Annotated in this window: 18 protein-coding genes; 10 read left to right on the plus strand and 8 right to left on the minus strand. The window is 63.4% G+C overall.

Going from position 1 to position 20904, the window contains the following annotated elements; translation table 11 throughout:
* Nucleotides 1-23 precede the first annotated feature (23 nt).
* Both RSO41_RS16580 and RSO41_RS16585 read left to right on the plus strand, forming a co-directional pair.
* A complete protein-coding gene (locus RSO41_RS16580; RefSeq protein ID WP_315620335.1) occupies nucleotides 24-668 on the plus strand; it encodes a L,D-transpeptidase in 645 nt (214 codons plus the stop codon).
* A gap of 210 nt (nucleotides 669-878) precedes the next feature.
* On the plus strand, nucleotides 879-1142 hold the full coding sequence (locus RSO41_RS16585) for an Lpp/OprI family alanine-zipper lipoprotein (protein ID WP_315620336.1): 264 nt from the start codon (nucleotides 879-881) through the stop codon (nucleotides 1140-1142).
* A gap of 121 nt (nucleotides 1143-1263) precedes the next feature.
* Here the strand turns inward: RSO41_RS16585 and RSO41_RS16590 are convergent, their stop codons facing one another.
* Together RSO41_RS16590 and mfd are read right to left on the minus strand one after the other, a co-directional pair.
* A complete protein-coding gene (locus tag RSO41_RS16590; protein WP_315620337.1) occupies nucleotides 1264-2331 on the minus strand; it encodes a L,D-transpeptidase family protein in 1068 nt (355 codons plus the stop codon).
* A 125-nt stretch (nucleotides 2332-2456) separates the two neighbouring features.
* Nucleotides 2457-5903, minus strand: a complete 3447-nt coding sequence (gene mfd / locus RSO41_RS16595; protein ID WP_315620338.1) for a transcription-repair coupling factor — start codon at nucleotides 5901-5903, stop codon at nucleotides 2457-2459.
* Nucleotides 5904-6084: 181 nt separating this feature from the next.
* Between mfd and RSO41_RS16600 the strand changes: the two genes are divergently transcribed.
* From RSO41_RS16600 to nqrM, 8 genes are all read left to right on the plus strand, one after another.
* Nucleotides 6085-7548 carry a glyceraldehyde-3-phosphate dehydrogenase gene (locus RSO41_RS16600; RefSeq protein ID WP_315620339.1) on the plus strand — a complete coding sequence of 488 codons (1464 nt, stop codon included), beginning with the start codon at nucleotides 6085-6087 and terminating at the stop codon, nucleotides 7546-7548.
* A gap of 294 nt (nucleotides 7549-7842) precedes the next feature.
* Entirely contained in the window at nucleotides 7843-9192 is a 1350-nt protein-coding gene (locus RSO41_RS16605) for a Na(+)-translocating NADH-quinone reductase subunit A (protein ID WP_315620340.1), read from the plus strand.
* Nucleotides 9192-10418 carry an NADH:ubiquinone reductase (Na(+)-transporting) subunit B gene (locus RSO41_RS16610; RefSeq protein ID WP_315620341.1) on the plus strand — a complete coding sequence of 409 codons (1227 nt, stop codon included), beginning with the start codon at nucleotides 9192-9194 and terminating at the stop codon, nucleotides 10416-10418. Before RSO41_RS16605 ends, RSO41_RS16610 begins: the two co-directional genes overlap by 1 nt.
* The gene (locus tag RSO41_RS16615) at nucleotides 10418-11230 is read left to right on the plus strand and encodes a Na(+)-translocating NADH-quinone reductase subunit C (protein WP_315620342.1); all 813 of its coding nucleotides are present in this window, start codon (nucleotides 10418-10420) and stop codon (nucleotides 11228-11230) included. The genes RSO41_RS16610 and RSO41_RS16615 overlap by 1 nt, the downstream gene beginning before the upstream one ends.
* 2 nt (nucleotides 11231-11232) lie before the next feature.
* Entirely contained in the window at nucleotides 11233-11901 is a 669-nt protein-coding gene (locus tag RSO41_RS16620; RefSeq protein ID WP_315620343.1) for an NADH:ubiquinone reductase (Na(+)-transporting) subunit D, read from the plus strand.
* A gap of 1 nt (nucleotide 11902) precedes the next feature.
* The gene (nqrE, locus tag RSO41_RS16625; protein WP_064701539.1) at nucleotides 11903-12520 is read left to right on the plus strand and encodes an NADH:ubiquinone reductase (Na(+)-transporting) subunit E; all 618 of its coding nucleotides are present in this window, start codon (nucleotides 11903-11905) and stop codon (nucleotides 12518-12520) included.
* A gap of 69 nt (nucleotides 12521-12589) precedes the next feature.
* Nucleotides 12590-13822, plus strand: coding sequence for an NADH:ubiquinone reductase (Na(+)-transporting) subunit F (nqrF, locus tag RSO41_RS16630; protein ID WP_315620344.1), 1233 nt, complete (start codon nucleotides 12590-12592; stop codon nucleotides 13820-13822).
* A 173-nt stretch (nucleotides 13823-13995) separates the two neighbouring features.
* On the plus strand, nucleotides 13996-14250 hold the full coding sequence (gene nqrM / locus RSO41_RS16635; protein WP_315620345.1) for a (Na+)-NQR maturation NqrM: 255 nt from the start codon (nucleotides 13996-13998) through the stop codon (nucleotides 14248-14250).
* A 160-nt stretch (nucleotides 14251-14410) separates the two neighbouring features.
* Here nqrM and RSO41_RS16640 read toward each other — a convergent pair whose 3' ends face one another.
* From RSO41_RS16640 to leuS, 6 genes are all read right to left on the minus strand, one after another.
* Nucleotides 14411-14842, minus strand: a complete 432-nt coding sequence (locus RSO41_RS16640) for a DUF488 domain-containing protein (RefSeq protein ID WP_315620346.1) — start codon at nucleotides 14840-14842, stop codon at nucleotides 14411-14413.
* 117 nt (nucleotides 14843-14959) lie between these two features.
* Complete coding sequence (locus tag RSO41_RS16645; RefSeq protein WP_315620347.1) at nucleotides 14960-15904, minus strand: PA2778 family cysteine peptidase; 945 nt, start codon at nucleotides 15902-15904, stop codon at nucleotides 14960-14962.
* 16 nt (nucleotides 15905-15920) lie between these two features.
* Complete coding sequence (locus RSO41_RS16650) at nucleotides 15921-16310, minus strand: PA2779 family protein (protein WP_315620348.1); 390 nt, start codon at nucleotides 16308-16310, stop codon at nucleotides 15921-15923.
* 135 nt (nucleotides 16311-16445) lie between these two features.
* Nucleotides 16446-17504 carry a DNA polymerase III subunit delta gene (gene holA / locus RSO41_RS16655; RefSeq protein ID WP_315620349.1) on the minus strand — a complete coding sequence of 353 codons (1059 nt, stop codon included), beginning with the start codon at nucleotides 17502-17504 and terminating at the stop codon, nucleotides 16446-16448.
* Nucleotides 17505-17514: 10 nt separating this feature from the next.
* A complete protein-coding gene (gene lptE / locus RSO41_RS16660; protein ID WP_315620351.1) occupies nucleotides 17515-18006 on the minus strand; it encodes an LPS assembly lipoprotein LptE in 492 nt (163 codons plus the stop codon).
* Nucleotides 18007-18027: 21 nt separating this feature from the next.
* The gene (gene leuS / locus RSO41_RS16665; RefSeq protein ID WP_315620352.1) at nucleotides 18028-20622 is read right to left on the minus strand and encodes a leucine--tRNA ligase; all 2595 of its coding nucleotides are present in this window, start codon (nucleotides 20620-20622) and stop codon (nucleotides 18028-18030) included.
* Nucleotides 20623-20904 lie beyond the last annotated feature (282 nt).

Raw genomic sequence — 20904 nt, forward strand, 5'->3', positions numbered from 1 at the left:
ATCGCCGACGAGTTCTGCCTATCATGATATCGTTTTCCCGCCGTCGATTCGGCTTGCTGCTCGCGAGTCTCTGTCTGTTCCTGTTGGTGCCTTCCTTGTCCCGTGCCGGTCTGATGGAGGCCGTTCAGACGCGTAATGGGCCGATGGACGAGATCCTCGCGCGTGCCGACCAGCCCAGGTACAGCAATGAAGTCTGGGTATTGATCGATGATGAGGCGGCCAGCCTGAGTCTCTATCGCGGCAATACGCTGCTGGAGCGGTTCTCGCCGATATCGCTGGGGCGGGGCGGTGCCGAGGCTCAGCGCCTGCGAGGCGGTCGCGTGACGCCGCTGGGCGAGTTCCGCGTCACCCGTTTCAATTTCGATAGCAAGTACCATACTTTCATCGGCCTGAATTATCCGACGCCTACCCATGCGCGCATGGCACTCCAGACCGGGGTCTACAGTCAGCGGGATTACGATGATTACTTCGCCTATTATCGTCGGCATGGCCAGCCGCCTCAGAGCACGGTGCTGGGCGGATATATCGGCATCCATGGCATCGGAGTGGCGGACCCGGAGATTCATCGCCGCTTCCACTGGACGGATGGGTGTGTCGCGGTCACCGATGGTCAGGTCGACACCCTGTCGTCGATGATCGACATTGGCACAAGGGTCGTCATCCGCTAGGCTTTATATGCGCTAGGGACGTTCTCGTCTAGAATCCTTCGCTGGGCGTTTTTGAACAGCGTTTGACTTCTACGGCGCTCAGCGTAATCTTGCAAAAGAAGTGCTGATAGCTGTACGGAAAGCAGCACTTCCCTGAAACCCCGCCTCGCGGGAAGCCTGCCTCGGCAGGCATCGTCAATGAAGTTCCAAGGAAGATCCAAGGAGAACACCATGACCCTCAAGACGACTCTCAAGCTGACCGCCGCTGCTGCCTCTCTGGCCGTACTGGCCGGCTGTGCCTCTTCCAGCGCTCTGGAAGAAGTGCGTACGACCGCCGAGTCTGCCCAGGCCGACGCCGCCGAGGCTCACAGCATCGCGACCCAGGCTCAGAACACTGCCAACCAAGCGCAGCGTGACGCTCAGCAGGCTCTGCAGATGTCTCAGCAGAACCGTGAAGAGATGAACCGCATGTTCGAGCGTTCCATGCGCAAGTGATCGTGTTGCATGCCGCCCTCGGGCGGCGTGCCGACATGATGGATACGACAAGGGCCCCGCCATCCGGCGGGGCCCTTGTCGTAGGTGAGGCCACCGGCTCGGGCACCGGTGGCTATCGGCATCAGTCGCCGAAGGAGAGGTGGTTCATGAAGCCGGGTTCGGCAAAGACCAGTTCCAGGCGATCGTAGAGCGTTCTCGGGGTCGGGGCCGGTTCGGGTTGCTCGGGTTCTTCGGGTGCCTTCAAGGCGACCGGCATGCCGCTGGGGACTTCGACGACTTCGCGCAACCGTCCGTAATCCACGGCATAGTCATCGGAATCGATGCTGGCTTCGACCTGGGCGAGCGCTTCGGTGACACGCTGGATGGTCGTGCCCTGCTTTTCGTCCAGATAGGGGTAGGACTGAACATAAAGGGTGTCATCGGTCCAGCCGAGCTTGAAGCTGTCGTTGACCAGTCGGACCTGGGTGCCCTGGGGCAGGCGGGGGAAGAGGGCGTCGATGTCCTCGGGCAGCATGCGGATGCAGCCATGGGTGACGCGCATGCCGACACCTTCCGGCTTGTTGGTGCCATGAATCAGGTAGCCGGGAATGCCCAGGCGCATTTTGTACCGTCCCAGGGGATTGTCGGGGCCGGGGGGGACCACGCTGGGCAGCGAGCGGCCATCGGCGGCGTGTTCTTCGATGATCGATTGGGGCGGATACCAGGCCGGATCCTTGATCTTGTCGGTGATGGTCGTGGTGCCCAGCGGTGTCTGCCAGTCCATGCGGCCCACGGCGATGGGATAGGTCTCGACCGTGGCGGGCTCGCCCTCGGCGCGGGGAGGGTAGTAGTAGAGGCGCATCTCGGCGACATTGACCACGACACCCTCGCGAGGTGCGTCCGGCAGGATGAAGCGGCCGGGGATGGTGACCTCGGTGCCCTCGCCGGGATACCAGACACTGATGTCGGGATTGGCGCGCACCATGGCTTCGTACCCGATGCCGTGCTCGTGGCCGATGTCGATCAGGGTGTCTTCCTCGTCGGCCTCGACGGTGGTGATCTCGCCGATCAGGTCGCCGTCTTCGGGAAGTCGATAATGCCCCGGGGCGAGGTCGCCGTCGGCGGCCTGCAGCGGAGCGGCAAGCGCGCCGGTCAGGCCCAGGGTCATGGCGAGGCGGGCGGTGTGCCCGAAAAAGGAGGTGCGTGTCATCGCTGTCATCGTCTCTGATTGCCGTTCGTTCGGGGCCATGGCCGCATCCCTGGGCCAAGGGCCTGTGCGTAGGAGTGATCCGCAGGACGGAGGTTCTCCGTCCAGGGTCGGGTGACCGGCGAGCCTCACGCCGCCTCGGCCTTGCGATTGAGAGAGTCCATGAGTTGCTCCACGAACTCGAAGCGCGATGTTTCATCTTCCAGCTCCGCCGAAAAGCGCAGTGTGTCGGCGCCCTCGAGCCGGTAGGTCTGAGGGGCATGCTGGATCAGCTCGACCAGAATCAGCGGGTCGACCCGGGTATGCCCGGAGAAGATCACGCGACCTCGTTCGGCGCCGGCCTCGAGTCGGGCTATGCCCAGTCGTTCGGCTCGCTGGCGTAATCGGGTCTGGCGCAGCAGGGTCTTGACCGGTGCCGGAAGCAGGCCGAAGCGGTCGATCATCTCGACCTGAAGTTCCTTGAGCTCGGCCTCTGTCTCGGCGTTGCTGATGCGCTTGTACATGATCAGACGTTGCTGGATGTCGTGCAGGTAGTCGTCGGGGATCAGCGCCGGCAGGTTGAGGCTGATCTCGACCCCTTCGTCGAGTGGGGCCTCGATATTGGGTGTCTTGCCGTCGCGTATGGCCTTCACCGCACGATCCAGCATCTGCATGTAGAGACTGTAGCCCAGGGCCTCCATCTGCCCGCTCTGCTCGTCGCCGAGCAGCTCGCCGGCACCGCGGATCTCCATGTCGTGGCTGGCCAGGGTAAAGCCGGCGCCAAGGTCCTCGGCCTGGGCGATCGCCTCCAGGCGCTTGGTGGCATCCCGGGTCAGCACGCGCGGTGGCGGCGCCAGCAGGTAGGCGTAGGCCTGGTGGTGACTGCGCCCGACACGGCCACGCAGCTGATGGAGCTGGGCCAGGCCGAACTTGTCGGCGCGTTCGATGATGATGGTGTTGGCACTGGGGACATCGATGCCGGTCTCGATGATGGTGGAGCAGACCAGGACATTGAAGCGCTTGTGATAGAAGTCGGACATTACGCGCTCCAGTGAACGCTCCGGCAGCTGGCCGTGAGCCACACCGACCCGAGCATCGGGGATCAGTTCACGCACGGTTTCGGCGGCAGTCTCGATGGTCTTGACCTCATTGTGCAGGAAGTAGACCTGTCCGCCACGCAGTATTTCGCGCAGGACCGCTTCCTTGATCACCGATTCGTCACGCTGCTGGACGAACGTCTTCACCGATAGGCGGCGTGCCGGCGGTGTGGCGATGATGGACAGGTCGCGGATGCCGCTCATGGCCATGTTGAGGGTGCGGGGGATGGGGGTGGCGGTCAGCGTCAGGATATCCACCTCGGCCCTCAGCTGCTTGAGGCGCTCTTTCTGGGCGACACCGAAGCGGTGTTCCTCGTCGATGATCAACAGGCCCATGTTGGCGAAGCGCATCGACTTGGAAAGCAGCTTGTGGGTACCGATGACGATGTCGGCGCGGCCATCCTCGATGCGTTGCATCGCGGCGCTCTGTCCCTGGCCGCCCGTAAAGCGCGAGACCAGTTCGATATCGACGGCCGTATCGGCGAAACGGTCGCGGAAGTTTTCGTAGTGCTGGCGAGCCAGAAGGGTGGTGGGGACCAGCACCACGACCTGACGGTCGGAGTGCACGGCAAGGAAGGCGGCGCGCATTGCCACCTCGGTCTTGCCGAAACCGACATCGCCACACACCACGCGATCCATGGGGCGAGGGGCCGTCATGTCACCGACGACCGCCTCGATGGCGGCGCGCTGGTCCGGCGTTTCCTCGAAGGGGAAGCTGGCAGCGAAGCGGGCATAGTCGGCGTCCGGCATCTGGCAGGCGAAGCCCTCCCGAGCCTCTCGGCGCGCATAGATGTCGAGCAGCTCGGCGGCGGTATCGCGGATCTTCTCGGCCGCCTTCTTCCGGGCCTTGTCCCACTGCTCCGAACCCAGCCGATGCAACGGGGCCAGGTCATCGTCGGCACCGGCATAACGGGAAATCAGGTGCAGGCTGTCCACCGGCACATAGAGCTTGGCACCATCGGCATACTCGAGAGCGACGAATTCGGCGGCCTGGCCGCCGGTTTCCAGTGTCTCCAGGCCCAGGTATCGGCCCACGCCGTGCGCCTGGTGGACCACCGGGGCGCCCGGTCGAAGCTCGGAGAGGTGACGGATGGCCAGTTCATCATCGTCGGTGGCCTTTTCCCGGCGCCGACTCTGGCGAACGACCTCGCCGAACAACTCGGTTTCGCTGATCACCGCCAGGTCCGGCGTCTCGAGCCACAAGCCGGCGTCGATGGCGCCCTCGGTGATGGCCAGTCGGGACTCGCCCTCGAGGAAGGCGGGGAAGTCGTCGACATGGGGAAGATCGAGCTTGAGGGGGGCGAGGGTCTCTTCGAGGGCTTCGCGGCGTCCGCGGGACTCGGCAACGAACAGCACCCGGGTCGAATGCTCGCCGAGAAACCGGGAGAGGGCTGCCAGCGGCTCCTTTGCCCGGGCATTGATCGTCACTTCCGGCACGTCCCGCGCTGCCGGCGGAATGGCATGGGGGTGGCGGGTGTCGTCGGTGAGCTCGACTCGTGGGTACTGCTTGATGGCGGCAAAGACTTCGGGTACCGGCACGAAGGCGCGATGGGGCGGCAGCAAGGGACGCGTGGGGTCGACGCCAAGGTTCTCGTAACGACTCTCGATGGCCGCCCAGTGATGCTCGGCGGATTCGAACACCCCCGGCGTCAGCGCCACCCGGGTAGTGTCGGCGAGGTGGTCGAACAGTGTCGCCGTCTCGTCGAAGAACAACGGCAGGTACTGTTCCAGGCCCGGGGAAGGGATGCCCTTCAGGGCATCCAGATACAGAGGGCACTGACGCGGGTCGACATCGAAGAGTGTCTCGAAGCCTTCCCGGAAGCAGGCGATGGCATCGCGCGACAGGGAATACTCGTGTGCCGGCAGTAGCTCGAGGCGCTCCACCTTGTCCTGGCTGCGCTGGGTGTCCGGGTCGAAACGGCGCAGGGTGTCGATCTCGTCGTCGAACAGGTCGATGCGCAAGGGCATCTCGCTGCCCATCGGGTAAAGGTCGATGAGCGCGCCACGCAGGGCATACTCGCCGGGTTCGTAGACCGTCTCGACGGCCCGGTAGCCGGCCCGCGAAAGGCGTTCGCGAAAGCCTTCCCGGTCCAGTGTCATGCCAGTCTCGAGGGTCATCACTCGCCCGGCGATGTAGTCGACCGGCGACAGGCGCTGCATCAGGGTATTGATCGGTACCAGCACGATGCCGTGCTCGCCTTCCTGCAGGCGACGCAGGGTCCGAAGGCGGGCCGAGACGATGTCCTGGTGAGGCGAAAAGCTATCGTAGGGCAGCGTTTCCCAGTCGGGGAAAGGCAGTACCGGCAGGTGCGAGTAGAAGGCCAGGTCGCCTTCCAGGCGCTGAGCCGCGGCGGTATCGGCCGTGATCACCAGCAGCGGGGCGTCCTCGGCCAGGTGAGCCAGGGCCAGCGCCGTGGCGCTGCCGGGCGGTGTCTGCCAGTAGAGGGTGTCACGCAGCCCCTCGGGACGATGGGGGGCGAGTGGCGAGAAAGTCGGCATGGCGTCGTTCGCGTCGTGTCGAATGGGATGACTATGGGCATCATACCAGCCCCGGGTGTCATGTAGTGAGAAGCCGGTTGTTGTAATCCGCCTACACCGGTTGCGACTATCCCGTGATTGCCCTCGGGGGGCCGGCTTCGGATAATACCGGCGAATCTCAACCCCTACAGAGAGGCCTCTCGTGAGTCAGGAATCCCTCGATACCGTTTTCCAGGAATGGCACGACAACCAGGCGATCGCCGAGCAGATGATCCCGCTGATCGGTAACCTCTATCGCCGCAACAACGTCGTGACCACCATGTTCGGGCGTTCGCTGTTCAATCGTAGTGTCATCCGGATCCTCAAGGATCACCGCTTCGTCCGCAAGATCGAGGGAACGGAACTTTCCGTCCAGGACACCTTCCCGCTGGTTCAGGCCATGCAGGCGCTCAACCTGGGGCCGGCGCATGTCGATGTCGGCAAGCTGGGCGTGGCCTTCAAGAAGCGTGGTGGCGGGAATGCCGAGGCGTTTCTGCGCGAGGAGCTGGCCGAGATCGTCGATGCCCACGACCCGGATGCCGGCACCGGCGAGCCCAAGGATGTCGTGTTGTACGGTTTCGGCCGTATCGGCCGCATCCTGGCCCGTGTGCTGATCGAGAAGGCCGGTGGCGGCAACCTGCTGCGTCTCAAGGCGATCGTGGTGCGTGGTCGAGGCGACATCGCCAAGGACCTCGAGAAGCGGGCGAGCCTGTTGCGCCGCGACAGCGTGCATGGTCCCTTCGACGGTACCATCAGCGTCGATGTCGAATTTCGCACCCTGACTGCCAACGGCAATGTCATCAAGGTGATCTACGCCGATTCGCCCGCCGAGATCGACTATACGGCCTATGGCATCGACCATGCCGTGGTGGTCGACAATACGGGTATCTGGCGTGATGAAGAGGGGCTGGGGCAGCACCTGGCCTGCAAGGGCGTTTCCAAGGCGTTGCTCACGGCGCCGGGCAAGGGGGACGTCAAGAACATCGTCTACGGCATCAACCACCAGGACATTACCGGCGATGACCGCATCATCTCGGCGGCATCCTGTACCACCAATGCCATCGTGCCGGTGCTCAAGGTGCTCAACGACGAATTCGGCATCGCCCACGGCCATGTCGAGACAGTGCACTCTTACACCAACGACCAGAACCTGATCGACAACTACCACAAGGGCGACCGTCGTGGCCGTAGCGCACCACTCAACATGGTGCTGACCGAGACCGGTGCTGCCAAGGCGGTTGCCAAGGCGTTGCCCGAGCTGTCCGGCAAGCTCACCGGCAATGCCATTCGGGTGCCCACGCCCAACGTGTCCATGGCGATTCTCAACCTGACGCTGGATCGTGATACCGATGTCGAGGCGCTCAACGACTACCTGCGTCGCATGTCCATCGGCTCCGACTATCAGAAGCAGATCGACTTCGTCGATTCGCCCGAGGTGGTATCCACCGACTTTGTCGGCAACCGCCATGCCGGTATCGTCGATGCCCAGGCGACCATCGCCAATGGCAAGCATGTGGTGCTCTACGTCTGGTACGACAACGAATTCGGTTACAGCTGCCAGGTCATCCGTATCCTGCAGCAAGTGTCCAACGTGAACTTCCTCAAGCTGCCCCGCTCACGGGGGTGAGTGCAAGGCCGCTCCCGCCGAATGGCGGGGGCGGCCGCGTCCTGCCAGGATCCGCGCTTCTCGCGGCCAACGTTTTTTCCACTCATCGACAGGCCTCATCCGCAGGCCGTCAATGCTCGCCTTGCGACCTTCGGTCGGTAGTCATCGCACCGGCTTCTCTTTATAATATCCGGGATTTTCGGGGTGGTTCGAGCTCGTCTCGGGCCCGACTGGTAACATTCTGACAAGTAAAAGAATCTGAACCCATTCGTACCCCTTTCCTTCGTATATCCGATCCATCAACTGGGCGAGACTATGATCGAAGTCAAGAAAGGCCTGGATCTCCCCATCACGGGTGCCCCGGAGCAGCGCATCGAGGATGCGCGTCCGGTGCGTCACGTGGCCGTCCTAGGAACCGACTATATCGGCATGAAGCCGACCATGGAGGTCCGGGAGGGGGACAAGGTCAAACTGGGCCAGCTGCTCTTCACCGACAAGAAGATCGAGGGTGTTCGCTTTACCGCACCGGCAGCCGGTGAAGTGGTGGCCATCAACCGTGGCGAGAAACGCAAGCTGTTGTCGGTGGTGATCAAGGTCGACGGCACCGAGGAAAGCGTCTCCTTCACCGCCCACGGCCGTGACAGGCTGGCATCCCTGGAGCGCCAGACCGTGGTCGACCAGCTGGTCGAGTCGGGGCTGTGGACCGCCTTGCGTACACGCCCTTACTCGCGGACGCCGGCCCTGGATGCCGAACCGGAGAACATCTTCGTTACCGCCGTCGATACCCACCCGCTCAGTGCCGACCCCGCCGGCATCATCAACGAGCAGGCCGAGGCCTTCGAGGATGGTCTCAAGGTGCTGGCGCGCCTGACCGAGGGCAAGGTGTTCCTGTGCGGTGGGCCGGAGACATCGTTGCCCGGCAGCGATGTCGACGGTGTCGTGACGGAAACCTTCTCCGGCCCCCATCCCGCTGGCCTGGTCGGCACCCATATCCATCATCTCTCGCCCGTGGCACTTCACAAGTCGGTCTGGCACATCGGCTATCAGGATGTCATCGCCTTCGGCAAGTTGTTCGCCGAGGGCAGGATCGATGTCGATCGGGTCGTCGCCATCGGGGGGCCGCGTGCCGAGCAACCGCGGCTGGTCCGCACCCGCCTGGGCGCCAGTACCGAAGAGCTGCTGGATGGCGAGGTCGTGAATCCCGAGGACACCCGGGTGATCTCCGGCTCGGTGTTCTCGGGTTTCACCGCCGAAGGCAGTCTGCGCTACCTGGGGCGCTTCAACAGCCAGTTGAGCCTGATCGAGGAAGGCAACAAGCGGAGCTTCATGGGCTGGATCTCGCCCGGTATCAATCGTCACTCCGTGATGGGTGTCTATCTTTCCAAGTTCAAGGGGCTGCGTGACTACGCACCGACGACTTCCACCAATGGCTCGGAACGTGCCATGGTGCCTGTCGGGGCTTACGAGGAAGTGATGCCGCTGGACATCCTGCCCACCCAGTTGCTGCGTTCGCTGATTGTCGGCGATATCGAGACGGCGATGCAGCTTGGCTGTCTGGAGCTGGATGAGGAGGACCTGGCGCTGTGCACCTACGTGTGCCCCGGCAAGTACGAATACGGTCCCATCCTGCGCGATAATCTCACCATGATCGAGAAAGAGGCCTGATGATGGGTATCCGACAGACACTCGACAATCTCGAGCCGCACTTCCACAAGGGCGGGAAGTACGAACAGTTCTACCCGCTCTACGAGGCGGTGGACACCATCTTCTACACGCCGCCGAGCGTGGCCAAGACCACGGCCCATGTGCGCGATGGCATCGACCTCAAGCGCATCATGATCACGGTCTGGCTGTGTACCTTCCCGGCCATGTTCTTCGGCATGTGGAATGCCGGCTGGCAGGCCAACTTGGCCATCGCCGATGGCTTCGGTGCGGCGACCGGCTGGCGCGAGGCCATCGTCATGACCCTGGGGGGCGGGCATGACCCGGGCAGCCTGTGGGGCAACCTCGTGCTCGGTGCCACCTACTTCCTGCCCATCTATCTGGTGACCTTCGTGGTCGGGGGCTTCTGGGAAGTCCTGTTCGCCATCAAGCGTGGCCACGAGGTCAATGAGGGCTTCTTCGTCACCTCGGTGCTCTACGCCCTGATCCTGCCGGCGACCATCCCGCTGTGGCAGGTCGCCCTCGGTATTACCTTCGGTGTGGTGATCGGCAAGGAAATCTTCGGCGGCACCGGCAAGAACTTCCTCAATCCGGCGCTGACCGGACGTGCCTTCCTTTACTTCGCCTATCCGGCGCAGCTTTCCGGTGACTCCGTCTGGGTGGCAGCCGATGGATTTACCGGGGCCACGGCACTGTCCACGGCCTATCAGAGCGGCATGAGCGCCCTGAGCGATCAGTTCAGCTGGTGGGATGCCTTTCTCGGTTTCATGCCGGGGTCGATCGGCGAGACCTCCACGCTGGCGATCCTGATCGGCGCGGCCGTGCTGCTGTGGACCAAGATTGCATCCTGGCGGATCATGCTCGGCGTCTTTCTCGGCATGGTCGTGACCAGCGCACTGTTCAACCTGATCGGCTCCGATACCAATCCGATGTTTGCCATGCCCTGGTACTGGCATCTGGTCATCGGCGGTTTCGCCTTCGGCATGGTGTTCATGGCCACCGACCCGGTGTCCGCCTCCATGACCAACCCCGGGCGTCTCATCTTCGGTGCCTTGATCGGCGTCATGACCGTGCTGATCCGTGTGGTGAACCCGGCCTTCCCGGAAGGCATCATGCTGGCGATCCTGTTCGCCAACCTGTTCGCCCCGCTGATCGACCACTTCTTTGTTCAGGCCAACATCAAGCGCCGTCAGCGGCGCACCGGTGATCCGGCCGAGGAGAATGCCTGATGGCACAGAGCAACAACTCCATCAAGAAGATCCTGACGGTGGCGTTCGCACTCTGCATCGTGTGCTCGATCATCGTTTCCACCGCTGCGGTGGCGCTGCGCTCGAAGCAGCAGCTCAACCAGGAGCTGGACCGCAAGACCAACATCCTCAACGTGGCCGACCTCTACGAGCCCGGCGACGATGTGGCGGAAGAGTTCCAGAAGGTCACACCCAAGGTGGTCGACCTGCGCAGCGGCGAATACACCGATGAGTTCGACCCGGAAAAATTCAGCGGTTTCGAGGCTGCCAGGGATCCTGCCCAGTCGCGGACGCTTTCCGGTGAGAAGGATATTGCCGGTCTTTCCCGCCAGGAAAACTACAGCACCGTCTATCTGGTGGGGGATCCGCAGGACCCCGAGCAGTTGATCCTGCCGATTCGTGGTCAGGGCCTATGGGGCCTGATGCGCGGCTATCTGTCGGTCGAGGGTGACGGCAATACCATTGTCGGTATCACCTATTACTCGCACTCCGAAACGCCTGGTCTGGGTGCCAAGGTCGACACTCCCAGCTGGAAGGCTCAGTGGGAAGGCAAGCAGATCTATGGTGAGAGCAGCGATCTCCAGCCGGAAATCGGCCTGGTCAAGGGTGGCGCGAGCGAGAAGACCGAAGTCGATGCGCTCTCGGGGGCCACGCTGACCAGTAACGGGGTGACCAACATGCTGCAGTTCTGGCTCGGGCCCGAGGGCTTCGGCAACTATTTGGCCAAGTTCCGCAGTGGCACCGATCAGGAAGCGGTGAAGTCTGCTTCCACCGACGAGACTGAAGGAGCCTGAAGATGTCTGCACCGACTGCAAAAGGCGTCCTGACGACGCCGATCTTCAAGAACAACCCCATTGCACTGCAGATCCTGGGGATCTGTAGTGCGCTGGCGGTGACCAGCAGCATGAGTGTCTCGCTGGTCATGTCGTTGGCGGTAATCTTCGTGACGGCCTTTTCCAACTTTTTCGTTTCGTTGATCCGCAACCATATTCCGTCCTCCATCCGTATCATCGTCCAGATGACGATCATCGCCTCGTTGGTGATCGTGGTGGACCAGATTCTCAAGGCCTATGCCTACGAGATGTCCAAGCAGCTGTCGGTCTTCGTCGGCCTGATCATCACCAACTGCATCGTGATGGGGCGCGCCGAAGGTTTCGCCATGACCAACACGCCGGGGCTGTCCTTTCTGGACGGTGTCGGCAATGGCATCGGTTATGGCTTCATCCTGATGACTGTCGGCTTCTTCCGTGAGCTGTTCGGCTCCGGGAGCGTGTTCGGGTTCACCGTGCTGGAGACGGTGTCCAGCGGTGGCTGGTACGTGCCGAATGGCTTGATGCTGTTGCCGCCGTCCGCCTTCTTCATCATCGGCCTGATCATCTGGGTGCTGCGTGCCATCAACCCCGAGCAGGTCGAGGAGAACGAGTTCGAGATGAAGGCCAACACCCAGCCGAAGGAGGCCGTGTAACATGGAACATTATCTGAGCCTGTTCGTCGCCTCGGTCTTCGTCGAGAACATGGCCCTGGCGTTCTTCCTGGGCATGTGTACCTTCCTGGCGGTGTCCAAGAAGGTTTCCTCGGCGTTCGGCCTGGGCATCGCCGTCATCGTGGTGCTGACCATCACGGTGCCGGTGAACAACCTGATATTGACCTATCTGCTCGGCGAGGGGGCGCTGGTCTGGACCGGGATCCCCGGTGCCGAGAACATCGATCTGACGTTCCTCGGCTACCTGAGCTATATCGGCGTGATTGCCGCCATCGTGCAGATCCTGGAAATGTTTCTGGACAAGTACGTGCCGGCGCTCTACAACGCCCTGGGCGTCTTCCTGCCGCTGATCACCGTGAACTGTGCGATCCTCGGGGCGACCCTGTTCATGTCCGAGCGCAATTACAATCTCGGTGAATCCGTGGTCTACGGCCTGGGCGCCGGTGTCGGCTGGGCGCTGGCGATCACCGCCCTGGCCGGCATCCGCGAGAAGCTCAAGTACAGCGACGTGCCCGCCTCCCTGCAGGGCCTGGGCATCACCTTCATCACTGTCGGTCTGATGTCGCTGGGCTTCATGTCCTTCTCCGGCATCCAGCTCTGAGGTGGGTCGTGTTCTGCCGGCGGCCCCGAGTCGCCGGTAACCAGGCAACGCAAGCAATAGGAAACCGACATGGTTGATACAACAGTCATCTTGCTCGGTGTGGTCATGTTCACCGTGGTCATCATCGGTCTGACGGCGGTGATCCTGGCCGCCCGGAGCAAGCTCGTGAGCACCGGGGACGTCGCTATCGAGATCAACGGCGACCCCGAGCACACCCTTACCACCCAGGCGGGCGGAAAGCTGCTCAATACCCTGGCCGCCAATGGCATTTTCCTGTCGTCCGCCTGTGGCGGCGGCGGCTCCTGCGCCCAGTGCCGGTGCCGCGTGGAAGAGGGGGGCGGCTCGATCCTGCCCACCGAGGAGTCTCACTTCACCCTGCGCGAGAAGAAGGAAGGCTGGCGCCTGTCCTGCCAGGTACCGGTGAAGCAGGACATGAAGATCGAGGTGCCCGAGGAAGTCTTCGGCGTCAAGAAGTGGGAATGCGAGGTCATCGAGAACCCGAACGTCGCGACCTTCATCAAGGAGCTCAACCTGCGTCTGCCCGAAGGCGAGGATGTTGCCTTCCGCGCCGGTGGTTACGTGCAGCTGGTGGCACCGCCCTATGACATCAAGTTCTCCGACTTCGATATCGAAGAAGAGTACAAGGGCGACTGGGAGAAGTTCGGCCTCTTCGACATTTCCCACAAGAACACCGAAGAGATCATCCGTGCCTACTCCATGGCCAACTACCCGGAAGAGAAGGGTATCCTCAAGTTCAACGTGCGTATCGCCACGCCGCCGCCCAACACCGGTCATCCACCGGGGTTGATGTCGACCTATGTCTTCAACATGAAGCCGGGCGACAAGGTGACCGTGATGGGGCCCTTCGGCGAGTTCTTCGCCAAGGACACCGATGCGGAGATGGTGTTTGTCGGTGGCGGCGCCGGCATGGCGCCGATGCGCAGTCACATCTTCGATCAGCTCAAGCGCCTGGATTCCAAGCGCAAGATCTCCTTCTGGTATGGTGCCCGTTCCTGGCGGGAGACCTTCTACAATGAAGAATATGACAAGCTGGCCGAAGAGCACGACAACTTCGAGTGGCACCTGGCACTGTCCGATCCCTTGCCCGAGGACAACTGGGAGGGCGCGACCGGCTTCATTCACAATGTGCTCTACGAAGAGTACCTCAAGGACCACCCGGCCCCCGAGGACTGCGAGTACTACATGTGCGGGCCGCCCATGATGAACGCTTCGGTGATCAAGATGCTGGTGGACCTCGGCGTCGAACCGGAAAACATCATGCTGGACGATTTCGGTGGCTGACACCGAAGACGCTCAGGGCCGGCCTTCGGGCCGGCCCTGTTGGGTCTTCTCGTCGGGTATGCCGATCGCATTGCTGTCGGCATACCCGACAAGGAGTCCGATGGGGATCACGTGACCGGATGTCGTGGTCATACCGGGTACAGGTCCCATTCCCTTCATTCTGGAGAATCATCATGAGTACCTTTCTGGTCGTTCTGGCCCTGATGCTGGTCATCGTGGCGGCCATGGCCGTGGGCGTCATTCTGGGACGTCGCCCCATTCAGGGGTCCTGTGGCGGGCTCAACAATCTGGGCCTCAAGGAAGGCTGCGAAGTCTGTGGTGGCAAGGATGACGTCTGCGAGGAGGAAAACCGCAAGCAGGGCCGCGTACGCCGTCGCAGTGACGAGAACAGCGGTGCCGACCTGGGGTACGACGCCACGCGGCGCTGATCGCACGCACGCTATCAGCCTATAGCCCCGATACCTGACGCTGCCCAACCCTGACCCCCGGTGGCGTCAGCTGCCGGATCATGGCGCCGCGCATTGCGTCAGGCCGAGCTTCCGTGGGAAAGCGACGGCGACATGGGCGTGCGTGGATATTCCCTGGAACTCAGGTGTCATCGGATGGCCGCTCATGGCCGAAGCAGGGCGGCGAGGCTGGTTCGTTGTCTGCCGCATCCTCTTCGTACAAGGCCGCCAGCACGGCTTCCTTGAGTACCGGCAGGTGGGATGTCTCCAGGTCGCGTGACGCGGAAAGCAGTGTCAGGCGTCCGGCCCTGGCGTGGCGCATCAGTGGCAATAGGTGGTCGGGTGCGTCACGCAGCTCGCCTCGATAGCGGGTAGCGAAGACGCTCGGACTGATCTCTCCTTCGTGATACTGGCGACGCAGCGTCAGCGATGGCGAGGCATCCCGATACCAGTCGGTCAGTGCCAGCGATTCGCGGCGTTTGCCGCGCGGCCAGAGCCGATCCACCAGCAGGCGAGCGCCGTCGTCGGGCTCGATGGGCTGGTAGACGCGCTTGAGCACGATCTCATAGCTCACGTTAGGCTCTCCTCTCCTGTTTGCATGCCGTTACCGGTCGTGAGTCCGGCAACGGCAGCAGATTCACACAGCCACGTCGTGATGGCGAGGGCGTCATCAGGGCGACCGCCCTGGTGGTCAAGTCGATAGCGCCTCCCTGGCACGCGATTGCCAGGGGCCGGGCAGCGCCGCCGCCTGTTCAAAGGCGTGTCGTGCCTGTTCCGTGTCACCCCGAGCCTTGAGCAGCAGGCCGAGATTGAGCCAGGCGGGTGCCAGCCCGGGGTCTGACTCGGTCGCCGCGCGAAAAGCGTCGATGGCGCCAACGACGTCGCCGATGGCATGACGGGCGTTGCCTTGTGCGAAGCGTGTCATGGCGGAGTCAGGACGGCGTTCGGCCAGCGTGTTCCAGGCCGGCAGGGCAGCCTCGGGACCTTGTACGGACGCGAAATCGGTGATGGCTCGGATGACGCTGTCGACATTGTTACCGGCCGGCAGGTCGCCGGGGCGCAGGGCAACGAACGCCCAGCGATCACTGCGAGCCCAGGTCGCGTCGAAACGATCGAAGGCCATTCGTCGCTCGGGTGTCATGCCGCTGTGAAGAACCATTTCCTCGGCTGGTCGGTCGTAGCCGATGGCCACCGCGTAGTGCCAGACCGGCCACAGGGGGAGTGACAGGTTCTGCATCACCACCACGGGATGGCCGGCGTCGAGCTCGCCGAGCAGCGCCTCGAAGCCGCCTTCGATCGGAAAGGGAATGCGTCCATGGCGGCGCACCGTGGCCAGCATCTCGGGCTGCACGCTGCCTTCCCGGCCGGGCAGGAAGACCTGAGGAATCAGGGTGTCGACGCTCACCGAGATGCCGCTGGCGCCGAGTGCCATGGCCAGGGAGGCAGGGCCGCATTGGTAGTCGCGTTGTCCATGGAAAGGTACGTCGTCGAGCAGGACCCGCTGAGGCAGTGTGCGGGCGCTCTCGGGCGACAGGGTAGGTGTCGAGGCACAACCCGCGAGCAACAGGATGAGACCCAGCAACGCGAAAACGCCCGCGAGGCGGGCGTTTCCTGGCTGCCGAAGCAGGCGAATCATCTGTGGCACCCCGCGATCAGCGAGTGAAGGGGTAGACGTCGGTGAGGCCGAGAATATCGGTCACCAGCAGGATCACGAAGACGGCAAACAGAGCGCCGACGACGCTGGCCCCGGCGGGCATCTGGTCGAGCCGGTCGGCCATCTCGCTTACCTCGGCGTCGGAGAGCGCCGCCACTCGAGCTTGTACTTCATCGGCATCGACGCCCTGCAGTTGCAGCTGACGCTGTACATCATCACGGGCCAGGACGTCACGAATGCGCTCGCGGTCCTGCTGAATGGTGCTGGCATCGAGTACCTCGGCGGTCCCGACCAGGTCGCTGTTCGGGGCCGCAGCGACGGCCGGCAGGCTGCCGATGACCAGGGCGGCGATCAGCAGGGGGCTGAGGAGACGGCTGAGTCGTTTCATGGGGCAGTATCCTTTGGTGGAAAGTGGTTACGACGGCTCGTGTCGGCTCCGCGTGTGCATCCTTGCGTCGCGATGATGACGATGACGCTCCATTATAGCGGATAAGTGTCTGACATTTCACGAATCGCTCGGGCGTCATCCGCCGATTCGATAAGAGGACGGCAGCTCCGCCAATGGCCCGCGACCACCGGCCAGTGTCAGGGCCAGGTCGTGCAGTCCGTCCCACAGGGGAATGGTGCCGGCCCCCTTGATGGTCAGGTCGAGACGCTGGGCAAACAACAGCAGTTTGTGCAGCCGCTTCATGGGCAGGCGCTGGATGGCCTGCTGGTAGGCGGGACGTCGCTTGTCGAAAATCGGCGGTTTCTGGGCCTTGCAGGCATGCTCGAGGCTCTGGCCCTGATCCAGGTGCTGGTGAATCGACAGCAACAGGCGCAGTTCGCGGGTGAGGGCCCACAATACGATAGGCGGCTCGACGCCTTCGCCACGCAAGCCTGACAGTATGCGCGATACCCGGGCACGCTCCCCCTTGAGGCAGGCATCCAGCAGGGTGAAGACATCGAAGCGGGCGCTGTCTTCCACGCCGCCGGCGACCTGCTGGGGAGGAACGCGTGCCCCGGGAGGCAGGGTCAGGGCCAGCTTCTGGAGCTCCTGGTCGGCGGCCAGCAGGTTGCCCTCGGTGCGTTCCCCGAGCAGGCGGGCGGCATCGAGATCCAGGGTCAGCCCATGCCGCGAAGCGCGGTCGCGCAGCCAGAAGTGCAGACGCGAGGCGTCCACCGGCCATACCGGAACGAAGAGCCCGGCCTTGTCGAGGGCCTTGAACCAGGCGCTCTTCTGTTCGCGGAAATCGAGCTTGCCGGCGGCGACCAGCAGCACGTTGTCGCCGCCGGCCATGCCTTCGGCGTACTCCTTGAGGGCCTTGGCGCCTTCCTGGCCGGGCTTGCCGTTCAGGCGCAACTCGATCAACTTGCGCGAGGCGAACAGCGACAGGCTGGCGGAACTTTCGAGCAGGCGTCCCCAGGCAAAGTTGGCCTCGACATGAAGCACTTCGCGCTCTTCGATACCGGCGTTGCGTGCCGCACCGCGCACGGCGTCGCAGGCCTCCATGTGCTGAAGAGGCTCATCGCCGGCGACGATCACTACCGGGGGCAGGGACTTGGCCAGGGCGTCCTCCAGCTTGTCGGCGAAGACCTTCACGGATGCCTCCTCATTGGTCGCCCAGAGCCCGCAGCCGGTCGAGAAGCTGGCCGGTTGCCTCGCGACGCAGCCGATGTCGTACCTTGGCGCGCCGCTCATCGCCGGCGAGCAGGTTGTCGCTGCTCAGGGTGAAGCGCTCCTGGACCTCGATGCGCTGCTGGTCGAGTCGATAGGCGCCATCCTCGCGTCGCTGCACCGAGAAGGGCACAACGAGGGTCATGTCATACTCCTGGCGGCCGGAATCCAGCACGCTCAGACGCTGCTCGTTGAAGGCTTCCGGCCCCAGGTTCAACACCTCCGGGGCTGTTCCGTCGACGCTGACACCTGCTGCCTGAAGCCGTTCGACCGTGAGCCGGGAGACGTCATCCCCTGCGCCATCCACGCCCAGCGAAGCGAAAGGCAGGGTGGTCGTGTCCAGCCCCCTCAGGCGAAAGCCGCACCCTCCCAGTGCCAGGGAGGCGCCGACGGCCAGGGTCAATCGGAGCAGGGTTCGACGCTGCATGGGAACTCCTTGGGCAATGGATCAGCCGACGACGATGTTGACCAGCTTGCCGGGTACCACGATCACCTTGCGAATCGTCTTGTCCTCGATGTGGCGCTTGACGTTCTCGGTGGCCATGGCCTGGGCCTCGATGGCCGCCTTGTCGGCATCGGCGGGCACCTCGAGGCGAGCACGCAGCTTGCCGTTGACCTGGGCCACAAGCTCGATGGTATCCCGGGCAAGCGCTGATTCGTCGAGTGCCGGCCAGCGGGCATCGATGGCCGGCTCGTCGTGGCCGAGCTCGGCCCACAGGGCATGGCAGACATGCGGGGTGATAGGGGCCAGCAGCAGCACGCAGGCCTCGACGGCCTCGCGGGCCACGGCCAGACTCAGCGGCGAGGCGTCGTCGCTCTCGTTCTGGAACCGGCCCAGCGCGTTGGTCAGCTCCATCACCGCGGCGATGGCCGTGTTGAAGGTGGTACGCCGACCGATGTCGTCGCTGGCCTTCTGAATGGTCTCGTGGGTCTTGCGACGTAGCTCGCGCTGGGCATCATCCAGGGCGGCGACGTCGAGCTCGCCCGGGGGGCCGGCCTCGAGGTGCTCGGTCACCAGCCGCCACAGGCGCTTGAGGAAACGGTGGGCACCCTCGACGCCGGAGTCGGACCACTCGAGGGACTGCTCGGGCGGCGCGGCGAACATCATGAACAGGCGCACGGTGTCGGCGCCGAAACGCTCGATCATCGCTTGGGGGTCGACGCCGTTGTTCTTCGACTTGGACATCTTCTCGATGCCGCCCATTTCCACCGGTTGGCCGTCCGCGACCAGGGTGGCACTGAGCGGACGCCCCTTGTCGTCGCGGCTGACTTCGACATCGGCGGGATTGAACCACGCCTTGCCGCCATTGGCGGTGGGGCGGTAGTAGGTCTCGGCAATCACCATGCCCTGGGTCAGCAGGCGCTGGAAGGGCTCGTCGGTTTCCACCAGGCCGAAGTCGCGCATCAGCTTGGTGAAGAAGCGCGCATAGAGCAGGTGCAGGATGGCGTGCTCGATGCCGCCGATGTACAGATCCACCGGCAGCCAGTAGTCGGCGCGTTCATCGAGCATGGCCGTCGGATTGTCGGCACAGCAGAAGCGCGCAAAGTACCAGGACGATTCCATGAAGGTATCGAAGGTGTCGGTCTCGCGTGTCCAGCCGTCGCCCAGGTCGCTGAAATCGGGCATCTTCTTCAGCGGCGAGCCGGAGGCATCGACGGTCACCTCGAGGGGCAGCTCTACCGGGAGCTCGTCGTCGGTGAGTGGCACGGTCTGGCCTTCGGGGCCGTACTTGACCGGAATCGGTGCCCCCCAGTAACGCTGACGCGCCACGCCCCAGTCACGCAGCCGGTAATTGGTCTTGATCTCCCCGCGACCCTGCTCGGCGAGCCGGGCGGCGATGGCGTCGAACGCCGCTTCGAAGTCGAGGCCATCGAATTCCCCGGAATTGATCAGGGTGCCGTGTTCAGTATGAGCGCCGGCAGAAAGGTCCGGTGTCTTGCCATCGGCATCAGCGATCACCGGCTCGATGGGCACGCCGTATTTGGTGGCGAACTCCCAATCACGCTGGTCGTGGGCCGGTACCGCCATCACTGCCCCGGTACCGAATTCCATCAACACGAAGTTGGCGACATAGACCGGCACATCGCGACCGGTGAGAGGGTGGCGCGCCGAATGACCGGTGGGCATGCCTTTCTTTTCCCTGGTGGCCAGCTCGGCTTCCGAGGTGCCACCGCGGGCACACTCCTCCAGGAATTCGCCCAGCGCCGGGTTGCCCTCGGCGGCCGACCTGGCCAGGGGGTGGTCGGCGGCCACGGCCAGATAGGTGACGCCCATCAAGGTGTCGGGCCGCGTGGTGTAGACCGAGAGCGGCTCCAGCGGCGAGCCGTCGGCGTCATGGGTCTCGAAGGTCATCTCCACGCCGCGCGACTTGCCGATCCAGTTGCGCTGCATGGTCTTGACCTGCTCGGGCCAGTCGATCCGGTCGAGGTCGGCCAGCAGCTCCTCGGCATAGTCGGTGATCTTGAGGAACCACAGCGGGATCTCCTTGCGCTCCACCAGCACGCCGCTGCGCCAGCCGCGTCCCTCGATGACCTGCTCGTTGGCCAGCACGGTCTGATCGACCGGGTCCCAGTTGACCATGGACATCTTCTTGTAGACCAACCCCTTCTCCACCAGTTTGGTGAAGAACCACTGTTCCCAGCGGTAATAGTCGCTGTCGCAGGTGGCGAACTCGCGACTCCAGTCGTAGGCAAAGCCCAGCGACTTGAGTTGGGTGCGCATGGTGTCGATGTTCTGGTGGGTCCAGCGAGCCGGGGGAACCTGGTTCTGGATAGCCGCGTTTTCCGCCGGCATGCCGAAGGCGTCCCAGCCCATGGGCTGCAGCACGTTCCTGCCCTGCATGCGCTGGTAGCGGGAGACCACATCGCCGATGGTGTAGTTGCGCACATGCCCCATGTGTAGCTTGCCGCTGGGATAGGGAAACATCGACAGGCAGTAGAACTTCTCGCGGTTGGTATCCTCCACCGCCTTGAAGCACTGGTTATCGTCCCAGAACCGCTGGGCCTCGCGTTCGATATCAAAGGGCTTGTATTGTGCGTCCATCGCTGTATTCGGATACCTTGCTGGTGAGGGCAACGCGGGCGGCGCTGTACATATCAGCGGGTCGGCGCAGGGTATCGCCTCGAAGAGGCGAAGAGAGCTTGATTCGCCGACGGCGTGCCGTCTAAATGGAAGAAGCGTAGGCTCGCAAGGATACCCCAGCACGACGGGGTTCGGCTACGGGCCGGCCCAATGCCGTAGGGCTATCGCAGTTGGATCTGGCGAGTGGCGCCGGCCTGTCGACGGATCAGCCCGAGCGACAACGCTTAACGGCGATAGCCCTGC

The organism is Halomonas sp. I1 (assembly GCF_032334135.1).
Taxonomy (GTDB): Bacteria; Pseudomonadota; Gammaproteobacteria; order Pseudomonadales; family Halomonadaceae; genus Halomonas.

Excerpts from the sequence above, each read along its gene's own strand:
- RSO41_RS16580 (WP_315620335.1), top strand. The coding sequence starts at position 24 with ATGATATCGTTTTCCCGCCGTCGATTCGGCTTGCTGCTCGCGAGTCTC.
- RSO41_RS16585 (WP_315620336.1), top strand. The coding sequence starts at position 879 with ATGACCCTCAAGACGACTCTCAAGCTGACCGCCGCTGCTGCCTCTCTG.
- RSO41_RS16590 (WP_315620337.1), bottom strand. The coding sequence starts at position 2,331 with ATGACACGCACCTCCTTTTTCGGGCACACCGCCCGCCTCGCCATGACC.
- mfd (WP_315620338.1), bottom strand. The coding sequence starts at position 5,903 with ATGCCGACTTTCTCGCCACTCGCCCCCCATCGTCCCGAGGGGCTGCGT.
- RSO41_RS16605 (WP_315620340.1), top strand. The coding sequence starts at position 7,843 with ATGATCGAAGTCAAGAAAGGCCTGGATCTCCCCATCACGGGTGCCCCG.
- RSO41_RS16610 (WP_315620341.1), top strand. The coding sequence starts at position 9,192 with ATGATGGGTATCCGACAGACACTCGACAATCTCGAGCCGCACTTCCAC.
- RSO41_RS16615 (WP_315620342.1), top strand. The coding sequence starts at position 10,418 with ATGGCACAGAGCAACAACTCCATCAAGAAGATCCTGACGGTGGCGTTC.
- RSO41_RS16620 (WP_315620343.1), top strand. The coding sequence starts at position 11,233 with ATGTCTGCACCGACTGCAAAAGGCGTCCTGACGACGCCGATCTTCAAG.
- nqrE (WP_064701539.1), top strand. The coding sequence starts at position 11,903 with ATGGAACATTATCTGAGCCTGTTCGTCGCCTCGGTCTTCGTCGAGAAC.
- nqrF (WP_315620344.1), top strand. The coding sequence starts at position 12,590 with ATGGTTGATACAACAGTCATCTTGCTCGGTGTGGTCATGTTCACCGTG.
- nqrM (WP_315620345.1), top strand. The coding sequence starts at position 13,996 with ATGAGTACCTTTCTGGTCGTTCTGGCCCTGATGCTGGTCATCGTGGCG.
- RSO41_RS16645 (WP_315620347.1), bottom strand. The coding sequence starts at position 15,904 with ATGATTCGCCTGCTTCGGCAGCCAGGAAACGCCCGCCTCGCGGGCGTT.
- RSO41_RS16650 (WP_315620348.1), bottom strand. The coding sequence starts at position 16,310 with ATGAAACGACTCAGCCGTCTCCTCAGCCCCCTGCTGATCGCCGCCCTG.
- lptE (WP_315620351.1), bottom strand. The coding sequence starts at position 18,006 with ATGCAGCGTCGAACCCTGCTCCGATTGACCCTGGCCGTCGGCGCCTCC.
- leuS (WP_315620352.1), bottom strand. The coding sequence starts at position 20,622 with ATGGACGCACAATACAAGCCCTTTGATATCGAACGCGAGGCCCAGCGG.